Genomic DNA, 15,443 nt, shown 5'->3' with positions numbered 1-15,443 from the left:
TCATCACTTCCTTAAGCCTGTTGAAGTACATAATGTTGATCTTGGTTTTGAATATCGTAAATTCTACGGTAAATTCCGTGTTCTTGAAGTAGCTCCTCATGTGTACCGCGTTCCGTAATTTCTCCTTCATCAAGCACAAAAATCTGATCACAATGTTTCACGGAAGAGATTCGATGCGCAATGATGAACGTTGTTCGTCCAGTCATAATCTCTCTCATTGCTTTTTGAATCTTTCCTTCAGTCTGCATATCTACTGCACTTGTAGAATCATCTAAAATTAAAATACTTGGATTCATAATCATTGCTCGAGCAATGGCAATTCGTTGCTTTTGACCGCCTGATAACCCTAGACCTCTTTCTCCTAAGACGGTATCATACCCTTCAGGTAGTTGTTCAATAAATTCATGGGCGTCAGCTCGTTTTGCAGCCGTGATAATGTCTTCCATTGAAGCATCAGGATTTCCGTAAGCGAGATTATCCCGAATGGAAGAAGAGAAAAGAAAAGTTTGTTGCAAGACAATTCCTACGTTTTGACGTAATTCCTTCACGTCATATTCTTCAATGGGCTTTCCGTCAATAAGTAACTCTCCAGACGTTTTTTCATAAAACCGCATTAGTAGTTGAATAATACTCGATTTTCCTGAACCGGTTGAACCAACCAAACCAATGGTTGAACCTTGGGGCACATTAAACGTTAAATCCGTAAGGGCATTTTTTGCTTTATTATGATAGCGCAGACTAACCTTTTCAAAGCGAACTTCTCCTTTTAATTTCGCATAAGGCTTTGTTTTTTCTGGTCCGTTGAAACGCTCTTTTTCATCTAAAATTTCTAGCAATCGCTCTCCAGAAGCTTTTGACTGAGAAAATTGGTTAATAACAAATCCTAGGTTCATAATTGGTCCAATAATAAACCAGACGAGACTAAAAAATGCCGTTAACTCACCTGCTGTCAGCTGTTGTTGAACTGCTAAATACCCTCCAAAACCTAAAAGGAGAACAGCAGAGACGTTGCCGATAAACTCCATAAGCGGAAAATATGTACTCCACACATTTGAAATGGCAATGTTTTTCGTTCGATAATCTTCATTTGTATCACTAAACCGGTCTTTTTCTGACGTCTCTTGTGATAGCGCTTTAACAGTATGCATGCCGCTAACATTCTCTTGTACTTTTGTGTTTAACCGTGCAAGGGAACGGCGGACTTTACGAAAGCCCGGGTGAACTCGTTGATCAAATTTGTAAACAGCAACTGCTAAAAATGGAAGTGTAACCATTGTTACTAAGGTAAGGGGAACGGAATAGTAAAACATAACAACCATAGCAAATCCAACAAGTAAGACGAAGTTAACTAATTGGGCAAAACCAAATGAAAGGAAAAAGCGGAATGCTTCTACATCTGCTGTTAGCCGTGACATTAAGTCACCTGTTTTAGCATTATCATAGTAGCGAAAAGGAAGATATTGCAATTTTTTGTATAAATCTTTTCGTAGTCTATAAACTGATCGAACGCCGAAAAGATCGCCAAAATACTGATTGACATATGTCGCTACACCTTTAATAGCCATAATTCCTATTAAGCCAATGGCCAGGTAAGGAATGATTCCATACTCTCCACCTGTAATCCCTACATCAATGGCAATTTGTAAAAATACTGGATAAATAACGGTAATGGCCGTAACAAATACCAATGCAATTAAGGACCAAATAAAATACCGCTTATCAGGTAAATAATACTTCGCTAAACGTCTAAACGTTTCCATAACAAATCACCTCTTTACACCTTAATCCTTAGACTAACGAAATACATTTTTAGTCACAAAATTTATCTTACTCTGAAAACATTAAGGCGTCAATCAATTTAACACTTTTTTTTGAAAATTTTTTACCAGAATTCAGGCTTATCTATTACGCTTTCTTTTTAACCATATATGGAAAAATATCACACTTATCGTTCTCGTAATGAAGAGGTCATTTGCACGTTGAAACGCTACTAGTAGGGTGGCATTTTTTACTACATTAGGTTTTTAAAAAAAGAGAATAGAAAAGAAAAAAGCGCTTTTGACAGACGTATTCATTATTGAATCGTCGTCGAATACGCTTTTACACATTCACTACATATATTTTCGATGGATTTTGTTTCCATCATAAATAAAGGTAACCAACTTGCCATTTACATTCGTTTCTAAATGTACTGTTCTTCCCCATAATTGATAAAGATAAGGAACCACTTTCTCTAAATAGCTAACATCTAATTCAGTATCTTCAAAAGCATGCTTAATGTAAAGCTCACCGTTTTTTAAATAATCCCCATCGGTGACTACAAGGTAAGGGAAGCCACCGTTCACCCTTGACTGTGTTAACTGATCACGAACACCCTCCCATGCTTTTTCAGTAATTTTATAATCGCTACCTTGCTTTTGAAATAAGTATAAATCTTCTTCCTCAACAAATTCCTTTGTCAAATAGTTTCTTAAGAAAGACGTGTCTGATTCAATTTCTCTTACTTCAAAAATCTTCTCTCTGCCACTACCTTTTTTAATACCTTGTAGTCGAACCATTTCTTCGCTTGGATGGTCGTAGCGACGTTCAATATCTTCAAAAAGTTTAATGCCTAGATAGTATGGATTAATCGATGTTTGTGATGGCTGTACGACACCTGCATTTAACTTAGCAAACTCAATAACTTCACCACTTGTCAGATCCATTTCTCTTAATATTTTTGCGTGCCAATAAGAAGCCCAGCCTTCGTTCATAATCTTCGTTTCAAGCTGTGGCCAAAAATAAAGCATTTCCTCCCTCATCATCGTCAAAATATCTCGCTGCCACGACTCTAAATGGCGACTATTTTCTTCAATAAATAGCAGGATATCTTTTTCTGGATGCTGTGGAAATGTTTTTTTAAGCGGTTTTATTTGCTTTTCTTCTTTTTCATCTAACGCCCACAAATCATCATAATCAGTGGCTTTTTTTGAGTTAGCTAGTTCGCTCTCTTTCTTCTGTGGCTTTACAAGTGTTGGGTCCACATGTTCTTGAATTGCAAGTACCGCATCAAGAAAATCTTCCACAGCTCCTTTTCCATGCTCGTGCTCATATTTCGCAATTCGTTCGGCTGTCGCACTCATACTTTCAACCATATCTTTTCTAGTGTTAGAGAAACGGATATTGTTTTTAAAAAAATCGCAGTGTGCCAGTACATGGGCGACAATCAACTTGTTTTGAATTAATGTGTTGCTATCGAGTAAGAAAGCATAACAAGGGTCCGAATTAATTACGAGTTCATAAATCTTGCTCAAGCCAAGATCGTATTGTAACTTCATTCGGTGATACTGTTTGCCATAGGACCAATGACTATAGCGAGTTGGCATTCCATAAGCACCGAATGTATAAATAATATCTGCTGGACAGATTTCATATCTCATTTCATAAAAATCTAACCCAAAACCCGTAGCAATTTCCGTTATTTCAGCAATTGATCGCTCTAAATCACTCCAATTAGTTGACACAATCGTCCCCCCTCTTTCCAATCATTCTATGAGGTACGAACTTAGAAAATGAAACAAAAAAGCACTTTGCAGTTGCAAAGTGCTTGATACGCTTTCTGTCCTTTAAGCGGTATATTGGTGGATATAAGCCATAACAGCATCTTTTAGCTGTTGGAGTTTTTGCTCGCTCTCCTCTAATGATTCACCTTTTACGCCAAAATAAAATTTGACTTTCGGCTCAGTACCTGAAGGTCGTACGCAGAACCAAGCATCTTGCTCAAGGAAGTATTTCAAGACATTTGACGACGGAAGATCAATCGGTGTTGTTTTTTGATTTTCAGGAGAAAGACTGAGCCCCCTCTCGTAATCTTCTATCTTGTTAATAGACAAGCCTGCCATACTTTCAGGAGGATTCTCACGCAAGCTTGTCATAATGCCTGCAATTTTTTCGACACCTTCTTTGCCTTTTAGCGTTAACGATTCAAGTCCTTCTTTATAGAAACCGTACTTCTCAAACACTTGTTGAAGTGCTTCATATACAGTTAAACCTTTTTGTTTGTAATGAAGCGCTAGCTCTGCAGCAAAAAGACACGCCTGGACAGCATCTTTATCACGTACAAAATCCCCGATTAAATAGCCATAGCTTTCTTCATATCCAAAGAGAAATTGGTAGTCACCTGTCCGTTCATATTCTCCGATTTTTTCGCCAATAAATTTAAAACCTGTTAATGTATCTAAAGACGTTAGTTGATAGCGCTCAGCAATCGCCCGTCCAATTTCAGATGTTACAATCGTCTTTAAAACAATCCCGTTATTCGGAAGCGTTCCTTCTGCTTCTTTTATAGAAAGTAGGTAATCAAGCATCAATGCGCCAGTTTGGTTACCGGTAAGCACAATATAATCGCCTGTATCATTTTTCACAGCAAGTCCGACTCGATCGGCGTCAGGGTCTGTAGCAAGCAACATATCAGCACCTTCTGCTTCGCCATAACGAATCGCTTCTTTGAACGCCGCATGTTCTTCTGGGTTAGGAGATGAAACGGTTGAAAAGTTAGGATCTGGTAGCTCTTGTTCCTTTACAACAGTTACTTGGCTAAAGCCAACATCTTCTAAAACTCGTCTAACGGGAATATTTGCTGTACCGTGTAATGGTGTAAAAACCATTTTCAATTGATCTCCTGCTTCTTTAATTAACTCTTTTTGAAGCAAGATGCTTTTTAATTCCTCGTTATAAGCATCATCAACGTCTGCAGAGATGATTTCATATAGTTTAGAAGCCTTTAATTGATTTTCATCGCCTACTGCAATACCTAGTTCATCTTCTATTTCATTTACGCAATCCACGAGCTCATCTGCTAAAGCTGGAGGGAATTGCCCACCATCTGAGCCATACACTTTAAAACCATTGTACTCAGGCGGGTTATGTGATGCCGTGATGACAATACCTGCTTCAGCTTGTAAGTGACGAACTGCAAAGGATAATTCAGGTGTTGGTCGTAAGTCATGAAAGACGTAAGCTTTAATTCCTTGAGCTCCCAATGTTAATGCGGCTTCGTGAGCAAATTTAGCAGATTTATGGCGGGAATCAAATGCAATAACGACCCCTCTCGCTTTAGCACCCTCTCCACGTTTGGCAATAAACGATGCTAAGCCTCTTGCCGCTTTTCTTACCGTATACGTATTCATTCGATTTGGACCTGGTCCAATAATCCCTCTCATTCCACCTGTGCCAAATGCAAGTGTTGTATAAAAAGCGTCTTCTAACGCCTTTTCATCTTGTACTAATTCCGTTAATTCCTCTCGTACATCTGGTTCTAACGCTGAATGGTCGTTCCACTTCTTAGCTAATTTTTTATAATTCATTGTATTCCTCCAAAAAAATGCATCCTTTCACACTACATAACATTACCATAGGCTTGTGTGATTTCACTCTCTAGCTTCTCTCTAAATCTTATCTCTTGCTCCTCTGTCCAATTTAAACGATCGCGCATATAACGAAAAATCGGTTCCTTGACTGCCAATGTTAACGCCTTATCCATATACAAATAACCTGTGCGTTGTACAAGGAAATCAACAGGACTAAGAATGGATTCTTCTTCAATACAATACAGTAGCTCAGCAAAAATTGCCGGACTCAAACCGAACATTTTAGCTTGCTTCCCAAATGTCCGAAGTCTTACGTAAAGTTGTCCTATATTAGAACCATATCGGTCAATAAGCTGGTTGGCTTCGTACTCTGTTAAGCCATATTGTAAACCCTCTTCTGTTCGTTTCTTTTTATAGAAAAGAAAGTCATCCAAGCCACCTACATATCCACCTGAAATGGTTACCGTATCAGTTTGACAGTTTCTTTTTTGATGTAGTTGTTTGCAAATCTGATCGACTACTTGTTCTGCAACAGAGCGGTAATACGTATGCTGACCACAAACAACAGATAAAAGACCTGAAGGCGATTCAATCCACTCCTGTCTCTTATACTCGTGATGCTTTTTTTTCTTGTCAATTGGATATGGACGCTTCACAATCCAGCTCGCTTCAATATCATCCTCTCCTAAAGGATACTCACTAAAGGTTCGGTTTACCAAATCAAGCAGCTCTTGATTACTTGTCCGCTCACTCTGTTTTTTAACAGAATGTCCGACAATAATAGACTGACGGTAAGGCACCAAACTAACAAGCTGATGCTGCTCTGTTTCTATGTACATTGCATGATGAACTGGCAGACGGCTTCTCGGCACCGTAAAAAAATAATCCTCAACTGAATCGATGACAATGTTTGAGAGAGAACGATCTTGAACGCGAAGGGAATCGATCAAGGTACCACTTGCGTTAACAACGTGTTTTGCAGCTACTTTATGTACTTCATTTTTGTTCTGATCGACAACAAGGGCACCACTTATTTTATCATCTTCATAGAGAAAACTCTCTACCTTCATATAATTCAGCGCTATTAAACCTCTTTTTACTGATTCTTTTAACAAATCAATCGCTAACCTTGACTCATCTATAAGAAACTCTTTGTACAAAGAAGCGTGTTTTGCATGCTTTAGTAATAATGCAGGTTCCAGCTTTGCTAGTTCTTTCTTCGTGATGTGCTTCCGCTTTTCTTTAAACGCCATTTCAGTTAGCCGATCGAGGAGCTTTGAGCGAAATGATTTTGTGAAAAGGCCTGTTTTATATGTTGGTAAAATTAACTCTGTTTGTTTAATAAGATGTGGAGCGTTCTCTTTTAAAATAAGCCGCTGTTTAAATAAATCATTATACATTTTCATTTCTAAATGGTTCATATGCTGGATTTCAGAATGAAATAGATTAGACCAATTTTTTGAAGCACCTGAAGCAAAATCTTGCTGATCAACTAAAAGCGTCTTTAAACCACGTATGCAGGCGTCTAATGCAATTCCCGCTCCTGTGACGCCTCCGCCAATAACAAGTAAATCATACGTTGCTTCTTCCATTTTATCAATGGTTTCATCTCTATCTTCGTTAGAAAAAGTACGAATCATTTGCTCTCCCCATTCATAGCCTATTCCTCTTTAACACTATACCATTCATTTACCATTTAATCAGATTATAAAAGGAATTTCCTGTCGTATATCCATCTTTTCTTTAGACAGGGTCGTGCTTACCGCTACAATTTGAACGTTTGCTTGATTCGCTTCATTAATCGATTGGGCGAATGCAGGATCAATGATTGTCTCAACAGCCACAGACCGAATATCACTTCTTTGTGCAACAAATAAAATAGCTGTTTGATAACGTCCTTGCTCTGTAAGCTCTGTTAACTCTTGTACATGACGAGCACCTCTTGCTGTTGGTGCATCAGGAAAAAAACCTTCTCCTGTCCTGGCTAGCGTAACACTTTTCACCTCTAGCAACAGTTCTTCATCTTGATCGTTTTGTAAAAGAAAATCAAAACGAGAAGAACCAACCTTGCATTCTCTTTTTTTTATTGACCATTCACGTAAAGAAGGAATGCGTTTCTTTTTTATTGCCGCTTCTGCTAGCTTATTCGCGATCGTTGTCTGCAAAGATACGACATGGCCTTCTTCTGTTTCGCATAAGACGGCAGTCCAGCTTGTTTTACGGCTGCTTTTATCTACGTATTCTACCCAAATCGTTGCCTGTTCAATAAGTAGTTCTTTTAATCTCCCTGGGTCTGGAAGGTGGGCCTCAATCTGTTCGCCTGTGTCTTCTCTTTTTACATGTAGAATAAAACGATTTGGTCGTTTGATAAATGTCGTTTTTACTAGTGTTGGAAAAACAACCAACGTACTCTCTCCTTTTTCCTTACAATTAGTTTACATCTACTATCATAGCAAGTTTTTCTTCAGATGAGAACGTATTTGCTCTTACTTCTCCTCTCCATTGACCAGAAACAAACAATAAGATTTCTCCTTCATATAAGCCGTTTTCTTTATGATGGAACTGTACGTCCACTTCATGCTCATTTAACACATAATGCCCTACAACATTCGCTGTTGTAATAGGTTCGCCAAAATGATCTTCTACAAAAACTTGAAGATCAGCCGTTTCATTCTTTTGAACAGCTTGTGGAACATCTTTAATAACTAACGTCTGAACACCATCATACGACCGAATTGAATAAATGAAGAATACTGCGGCGGCAATTAAAATTAGTAAACTAATTTGTTTCAGAATCACAGGTGTAAAAGGTGAATTCACGAATCTCAACTCCTTTTTAACACCTAGTCTTGCCACTGCACAAAAACATAAACGAAGACGCCCATATCTTTTTTGGGCGTCTTCTCGCATTTTATTTATTGTTTGTATACGACGTGATAAATATCATCTCGACGATCACGCAGTTGATTAACACTTCCAGATCGACGGTTTCGTCTGAGAATCTCTAGATCGACATCTCCCACAACGACGGTTTCTACGTTCGGGCTACACTCCCCAACGATTCCATCACGTGGAAATTCAAAATCAGAAGGAGTGAAAATTCCAGACTGTGCATATTGGATATCCATGTTTGCCACATCAGAAAGGTTTCCAACTGTACCAGAGATGACCGTATAGACTTGGTTTTCTATCGCTCTAGCTTGAGAGCAGTATCGAACGCGCAAATATCCTTGGCGGTCATCTGTACAAAAAGGAGAGAAAATAATATTGGCTCCTTTATCAGTTGCAATTCTCCCAAGTTCAGGAAATTCAACGTCATAACAAATCTGTATTGCAATTTTCCCACAATCTGTATCGAATACTTTCACTTCATCTCCACCAGAAATCCCCCAGAATAACCGTTCGTTCGGTGTTACATGAAGTTTATATTGTTTTTCAATTGTTCCATCACGGCGGAAAAGATAGCTAATATTAAAGATCTTGCCTTCTTCTTCCACATAATGTGAACCACCAATAATGTTCACATTGTATTTAACTGCCAGATTTGTAAATAGCTCAATATAGTCTTCTGTAAATTCCGTTAAGCGCCTAATTGCTCGACTTGGACTTTTCTCCGGCAAGAATGACAGCAATTGCAATGTGAAAATTTCCGGGAATACAGCGAAATCTGACTTGTAGCTTGCTGCTACGTCTGTGTAATACTCACATTGAACAGCAAACTCTTCAAATGAAGAAATTTTCTTCATTTCATATTGAATGGTTGTAATACGTACAGGAAACGATGTTTTGAATCTTCTTTTAGGTGTGGACGGCTGATAGTCAATGTTATTCCATTCCATAAGCGTTGCATAGCGCATACTCGCCCGGTCGTCGTCTAAATAATTGGCATTCACTCGCTTCAATGAGAACCCATTTATGACCTGAAAGGTTAACACAGGATCATAGATATTATGCATCATTACTTCATCCACATATTGCCTTGGCGTAAAACGGTCTGCATACTTGTAGTAATTCGGAATTCGGCCACCAATAATAATACTCTTAAGATTCAATTCACGGCATAATTCTTTTCTCGCTTCGTACAACCGTCTCCCAATTTTCATCCGCCGGAAATCAGGATGAACCATTACCTCTATTCCATACAAATTAAATCCATCAGAATCATGGTTTGTAATATAGCCTTCATCGGTAATTTCGTCCCAAGTATGCTGATCATCGTACTCATCAAAATTAATAATTAAGCTAGAGCACGAGCCAATAATTTCTCCATCATACTCAACACAGAATTGACCTTCAGGGAATACAGAAATATGACTTTTTAATTCGTCGTATCGCCACGGCTCCATATTCTGAAAACATTGTTTTGACAGCTTAATAATCGCATCAAAATCTTTTTCTTCTATATTGCGAATGATCATCTTTTTTTCAAACTTTGACACATCAATTTCTTTCATGTTGTCTTCGTCCCTTCACGCTCTTCACTTCCATTCGTACCACTTCTCTTTCACACATTTACTCACTTACTGTGAAAGAACCTTTTTCCTCATGGTTGAAATACAAGGAAAAGTGATCTCCTTGCTTCAATTCTCCAACCCCTTTTGGTGTACCTGTAAAGAGTAAATCCCCTTTTCTTAGTCCAAATTCTCTTTTCACTTCTTCAAAAAGAGCACTTAAACTAAAAATCATCTGACTTGTATAGCCCTCTTGCACCAACTCTCCGTTCTTCTCGAGTTGAAAAGGAATCGTTTGGCAAGCTTCTTCACCTGTAAAAGCAAAAAACGGAGTTAACACAGCTGCATTTGGAAATCCTTTTGCGCGTAACCATGGGTGCCCTTTTTTCTTTAACGTATCTTGTACCTCACGCAATGTTAAATCCAATCCTAACGCAACTTCACTGACCACATCAACTAATTTATCTTCTTGGTTAACATCTCGGTCAATTTTTAATACGAGCTCAATTTCGTAATGGATGCTTCCTTTATTATGAGGAAATGCTAGTTGTTGACCGTCTGCTAGAGCTAACGAGCTTCTAGGTTTTGTAAATAAAAGGGGTTGCTTTGGAACATCGTTGCCTAATTCTTTTGCATGCTCTGCGTAATTACGACCTACACAATAAATGTCCCCAATACCTGTAAAGCGATTCATTTCATTCTCCCCTTTTTCACTTTGTAAAAAACCTTTTTCTTTAAGAAAATGATCCATATGTGCACGTTTTCGAACACTTGTGTATTGAGCCATAAGTTCAGTCCACGTGCTCGATCGGTTTCCATTTGTACGCTCAAGGTAATAGCCTTCGATTTCCGCATCATATGTATCAATGAGTTCCTGTTGACTCGTGTTATACACTTCTTCGTGTACAACCGCTTGTTCTGGTAAACGAGGCTTCTGTGGTATGTCTTGACCAGGTGCACCTATTGCAAGCCCCATGACTGGAAAAACGTAGTCTGGTAAGCCAAGCAGCTCACTGACTTCCTTTGGTTGGTTACGAATTCCACCAATCATAACCCCGCCTAAATTGATAGACTCTGCCGCTAATAACATGTTTTGCGCCACAAGGGCAACATCTACAGCAGCAACAAGTAATTGTTCAGCGCCACCAACATCAAACGAAACTCCGTGCTTTTCACTGGCATATCGCTGTCTAGTGTAATCTGCACAAAGAACAAAGAAAACAGGGCATTCTTCCACCCATTTTTGACCACCAGTTAGCTCAGCCAAGGTTTGTTTTGTTTGCTTTGATTGTATAGAAAGAATGGAATAGGCTTGCACATGATTTGACGTAGATGCCCATCGAGCTGCATTTGTAATCATTTGTATTTGTTCTTTCGTAACGTTTTCCGATTGATAAGCACGAATTGAACGATGTGCACTCATTCCTTTTATTATTTCATTCATACCTGTCCACTCCTTTTTTTCTTTAGTCTCTCTTTTAGTCTACTTTAAATTAGTAAAAATACAAATAGAATGAATTCACTTTTCAATCTTTTGAGAACGTGGGATAATTAATGGGTTATGTCATTTATTTATATTGGAGGATTGATCGTTTAGCATGCGTACACCTTTACAGCAACAGGACCGAATTATGTCTCTTGATGTCATTCGAGGAATTGCATTACTGGGCATTTTAATCGCTAATAGCATTGTGTTTCAATTTGGTATGCTTGGTAGTATGACTCCCGTTAGTGGAATGTACGCTAATGGTGAATTAGACGAAGGCACTCATTTTTTTATTCGCTTATTCGTTGATGGAAGTTTTATTACCCTGTTCTCATTTCTATTTGGTTATGGAATGACGTTGCAGCGTGACCGCTTTAAAGAAAAACAACAATCCTATAGCCCTGTTTTTTGGCGTCGAACCGTACTACTGTTACTATTTGGCTTATTACATATTCTTTTTATATGGCGGGGAGATATCCTTCTTACTTATTCGCTTACGGCCATGCTTCTATTCGCATTTATGCCGTTAAAAAAACGCGGATTACTCATTAGTGCTCTTATTTGGTTTGGAGTTTTGGGACTCACGGCTCTTATTCCTGATGTAGGTGAAACACCTGCTCCTTATTTTTACTCTGCTGAACAGGCTGTTCTTTCAGATGGTTCATATCGTGATCATATCCAATTTCGGGCAACCCACGATCTTATAGGCATTAGCACAGGAGATAGCACGGTGGTTTTCGTCTTTGGGGAATTGTTTTATCAACTTTCTGCTGTATTAACCGTTATGCCAATGTTTTTATTCGGTGCATTTGTGGCTCGAAGTAAATGGCTTGAAGCCTTTCACTTATACCGAAAAAAAGCATTGTTCCTATTACCTGTAATAGGGTTGATAGGGATTGGGGCAAAGCTTCCAAACGCATTTGCGGAAGGATTGAATACCCAGTATCAAACCTTATCGATTTACATTGGTGCACCTTTTCTTGCTTTATTTTATGGAACGTGTATAGCGATTCTTGTATCGTATGGTTCAAAATGGTTTTTACCTTTTGCTAACGTTGGCAGAATGGCCTTTTCAAATTATATTCTGCAGTCTATTCTTTTTACATTGATATTCTATGGATATGGACTCGGACTTCATGGTCAACTAGGCGTTTTTTATGGTGTACTACTTTCTATTGGGGTTTATGCCCTACAGGTATTATTAAGTTCAATCTGGCTACGTTTTTTCCGAATTGGCCCTTTAGAGTGGGTGTGGCGAAGTGGAACTTATATGAAATGGCAGTCAATCACAAAAAAAGATACGGCAGCGAAGAAGTAATTCGCCCGTATCTTTTTTATGCTGATTCGTTAAAATACTGACCAGCCGCCTCTTGATCGACAATAACGGTCACATGTGGATGCTCTTTAAGAATTGAAGCAGGAAACGCTTCGTCTATCCCATCTTCTAATAGCATAGAAAAGGCATGTTGCTTGTCTTTTCCTGAAATTAATAATAGTATTTCTTTTGCTGCCATAATGCTTGCAATTCCCATTGTAATGGCTTGCTTAGGTACATCCTCTTTAGTATTGAAATAACGCGCATTTGCTTCTCTTGTTGCATCAGCTAACTCGATCATATGAGTCATTTCTGAGAAATTTGTCCCTGGCTCATTGAAGCCAATATGACCGTTATTTCCAATACCGAGCAGTTGAATATCAATCCCTCCTGCTGCTTTTATACGTTGTTCATAATCTTGACACTCTGCCTCTATTGATGAAGCTTCTCCATTTGGAATAAAGGTGTGTGTTGATTTAATGTCAATATGATTAAACAGCATGTCATTCATATACTGATGATAGCTATTCGGATCTTCTTTTGAAAGTCCAACATATTCATCTAAATTAAACGTTCGAACTTGTTCAAATGAAACTTTTTCCTTCTTCGACTTGTTAATGAGTTTTTCATAAGTCCCCTTTGGCGTTCCACCTGTTGCTAGACCCATCGTTAAGGATGGCTTCTTTTTTATTTGTTCTAGTAAAAATGAAGCCCCCGCCTCACTTAGCGCATCATAATCTTTCACGTACACAATCTTCATAACGTACCTTCCTTTCTTATGAATAGTGACTGCCTTTGCAAAATGTAGAGACAACCTTGCCGTCTTCCCAAATAACGAGATCAGCATCTTTCCCAACTTCAATCGTGCCTTTTCGATCTAACACATTAATTTTCCTCGCTGGGTTATAGGTTGCCATTTGGATGGCTTCTTCAAACGTACACCCTGAGAAATTTATCATATTCGTTATTGCTTCATTCATCGGTAAAATTGAGCCAGCTAAACTCCCATCTTCCAAGGTAGCTTGCCCATCTTTTACTTGGACGTCTTGGCCTCCTAATTCATACATTCCATCAGATAGCCCCTTTGCCCGCATCGAATCCGTAATAAGAAGACAACGATTTGTACCTTTCACTTTCCAAGCTAATTGAATCATATGTGGATGAATATGAATGCCATCAGCGATCAGTTCTACATCAAGTTCATCTCGGAGCAACGCTGTGCCGACTACCCCTGGTTCTCGGTGGTGCAATGGACGCATCCCGTTAAATAAATGTGTTGCTTGATTTAAACCATTGTCAATTGCTAGTGCAATCTCGTCATAGTGTGCATCTGAATGTCCGATAGAAGGATTAATAGCTTGCTTACGAAGGTACGTTGTTAATTCTAAGCCACCAGGTTTTTCCGGAGCATACGTAACTTGTTTGATTTTCCCTGGTGCAAGATCCGTCCATTTCTTCATTAATTCCACTGCTGGATCGACAATATATTGGGCTGGCTGAGCTCCTTTTCTTACTTCGTTTATAAAAGGTCCCTCTATATGCAACCCTACAATCTCCGCTCCACCTTGGTTTGGATGAACGGTCACTTGGTGAATGACCTCTTCAATAGAAGAAATCGATTGGGTGATGGTTGTTGCTAAAAACGACGTTGTTCCTTCCCTCGTTAAAGATTGTTTTAAATGTTGTAACCCTTCATCTGAATGATCCATAACATCAACACCATAACCGCCGTGAATATGCAAATCAACAAAGCCAGGCACAAGCCATTGATTATCCGACAACGATACCACCGTCGTATTTGTCTTTGTAAGGTGTGAAGCATCACCTATTCCAACATCGATAATTTTTCCGGCTTCAATTGCCACGAAAAACCCTTCACACTTAGTCTCATTTGGAATACCAGACACCATTTGCTTGCCTTTGATAAGTAGTTCAGCCACTTTTTTCACATCCTTTATACCTTCATTATATTATCTAGATGATTAGTTGTCTATACCAATTATCTTTAGTCAATTTATGCTATACTTTCATTATGAAAATTATGCTTTTGCGGAGGACCGACAATGATTGATAAACAATCTCCTATTCCGATTTATTACCAAATAGAAGAACTTATACACAAACAAATTGAAAATGGCCAATTAAAACCAGGTGATGTCCTACCTTCTGAGCGTGAATTTGCTGATCGTTATCAAATCAGTCGGATGACCGTTCGTCAAGGAATTAATAATCTCGTTCAAAAAAAACAACTTGTGCGAGAAAAAGGCCGAGGAACATTCGTTGCCCATCAAAACATTGAACAACCATTAACGAAAACAACGAGCTTTAGTGAAGACATGGTTAACCGAAATATGGTTCCTGAATCAAAGCTTCTATCCTTTACTCGAATAAAAGCAGATTCAGACGTAGCTACTCTTTTGCAAATTGCTAGTGGGACTGAGGTTTATTCAGTGTTTCGCGTTCGATTGGCGAACCAAATTCCGATAGCAACAGAACAAGCCTTTATTCCCATTGATATCGCCCCTCATTTAAGCGAAACCATTCTACATTCGTCTCTTTATGCTTACTTCGAGCATAAACTTGGCTATGAGATTGATCACTCTGAACAAACGATCCGTTCGGTATTAGCAAATAAAGAAGATGCTCATCTACTTGAAATCGCTGAAGGAGATCCTCTGCTTGCTATTCGCAGACAAGCTGTTACCTCGTCAAACCGTGTATTAGAATTGGTGTATACACGTTATCGAGGTGACCGTTATTACTTTGTTACCCGTATGTCCCGTTAAATAACAAGATCTACCGTTGCGTATAACACATACACGACGGTAGATCCTTAATCGATT

12 protein-coding genes are annotated in these 15,443 nt (G+C 38.7%); 2 read left to right on the top strand and 10 right to left on the bottom strand.

Going from position 1 to position 15,443, the window contains the following annotated elements:
• Positions 1–11: 11 nt before the first annotated feature.
• The 8 genes from E2L03_RS12460 to nfsA form a co-directional block, all read right to left on the bottom strand.
• Positions 12–1,760, bottom strand: coding sequence for an ABC transporter ATP-binding protein (locus E2L03_RS12460; RefSeq protein ID WP_055737328.1), 1,749 nt, complete (start codon positions 1,758–1,760; stop codon positions 12–14).
• Positions 1,761–2,111: 351 nt separating this feature from the next.
• The gene (locus tag E2L03_RS12455; RefSeq protein WP_437183236.1) at positions 2,112–3,503 is read right to left on the bottom strand and encodes a SpoVR family protein; all 1,392 of its coding nucleotides are present in this window, start codon (positions 3,501–3,503) and stop codon (positions 2,112–2,114) included.
• A gap of 102 nt (positions 3,504–3,605) precedes the next feature.
• Positions 3,606–5,345 (bottom strand): phospho-sugar mutase, encoded by a 1,740-nt coding sequence (locus tag E2L03_RS12450; RefSeq protein ID WP_134259301.1) that lies wholly within the window; start codon positions 5,343–5,345, stop codon positions 3,606–3,608.
• A gap of 32 nt (positions 5,346–5,377) precedes the next feature.
• Positions 5,378–6,988, bottom strand: coding sequence for an FAD-dependent oxidoreductase (locus E2L03_RS12445; protein ID WP_134259300.1), 1,611 nt, complete (start codon positions 6,986–6,988; stop codon positions 5,378–5,380).
• A gap of 60 nt (positions 6,989–7,048) precedes the next feature.
• Positions 7,049–7,753: a DNA/RNA nuclease SfsA gene (sfsA, locus tag E2L03_RS12440; RefSeq protein WP_124741744.1), complete on the bottom strand. Its 705-nt coding sequence runs from the start codon at positions 7,751–7,753 to the stop codon at positions 7,049–7,051.
• A gap of 25 nt (positions 7,754–7,778) precedes the next feature.
• The gene (locus tag E2L03_RS12435) at positions 7,779–8,147 is read right to left on the bottom strand and encodes a hypothetical protein (RefSeq protein WP_166740297.1); all 369 of its coding nucleotides are present in this window, start codon (positions 8,145–8,147) and stop codon (positions 7,779–7,781) included.
• Positions 8,148–8,263: 116 nt separating this feature from the next.
• A complete protein-coding gene (locus tag E2L03_RS12430) occupies positions 8,264–9,802 on the bottom strand; it encodes a bifunctional GNAT family N-acetyltransferase/carbon-nitrogen hydrolase family protein (RefSeq protein WP_038478516.1) in 1,539 nt (512 codons plus the stop codon).
• A 58-nt stretch (positions 9,803–9,860) separates the two neighbouring features.
• On the bottom strand, positions 9,861–11,243 hold the full coding sequence (gene nfsA / locus E2L03_RS20915) for an oxygen-insensitive NADPH nitroreductase (RefSeq protein ID WP_367613691.1): 1,383 nt from the start codon (positions 11,241–11,243) through the stop codon (positions 9,861–9,863).
• A gap of 154 nt (positions 11,244–11,397) precedes the next feature.
• Here nfsA and E2L03_RS12415 point away from each other — a divergent pair, with 154 nt between their 5' ends.
• Positions 11,398–12,603, top strand: coding sequence for a DUF418 domain-containing protein (locus E2L03_RS12415; protein WP_055737323.1), 1,206 nt, complete (start codon positions 11,398–11,400; stop codon positions 12,601–12,603).
• Positions 12,604–12,619: 16 nt separating this feature from the next.
• Here the strand turns inward: E2L03_RS12415 and nagB are convergent, their stop codons facing one another.
• Together nagB and nagA are read right to left on the bottom strand one after the other, a co-directional pair.
• Entirely contained in the window at positions 12,620–13,360 is a 741-nt protein-coding gene (gene nagB, locus E2L03_RS12410) for a glucosamine-6-phosphate deaminase (RefSeq protein ID WP_134259299.1), read from the bottom strand.
• Positions 13,361–13,376: 16 nt separating this feature from the next.
• Positions 13,377–14,540, bottom strand: a complete 1,164-nt coding sequence (gene nagA / locus E2L03_RS12405) for an N-acetylglucosamine-6-phosphate deacetylase (protein ID WP_124741741.1) — start codon at positions 14,538–14,540, stop codon at positions 13,377–13,379.
• 123 nt (positions 14,541–14,663) lie between these two features.
• On the opposite strand from nagA, the gene E2L03_RS12400 reads away from it, so the two are divergent.
• Positions 14,664–15,386, top strand: coding sequence for a GntR family transcriptional regulator (locus tag E2L03_RS12400; RefSeq protein ID WP_038478510.1), 723 nt, complete (start codon positions 14,664–14,666; stop codon positions 15,384–15,386).
• The last annotated feature ends 57 nt before the right edge of the window (positions 15,387–15,443 follow it).

Origin of the sequence: Shouchella oshimensis (genome assembly GCF_004375095.1) — a bacterium.
Taxonomy (GTDB): Bacteria; Bacillota; Bacilli; order Bacillales; family Bacillaceae_D; genus Shouchella; species Shouchella oshimensis.
Note: the sequence above shows the minus strand (reverse complement) of the source record. Positions and strands in the feature narration are given on the sequence as shown.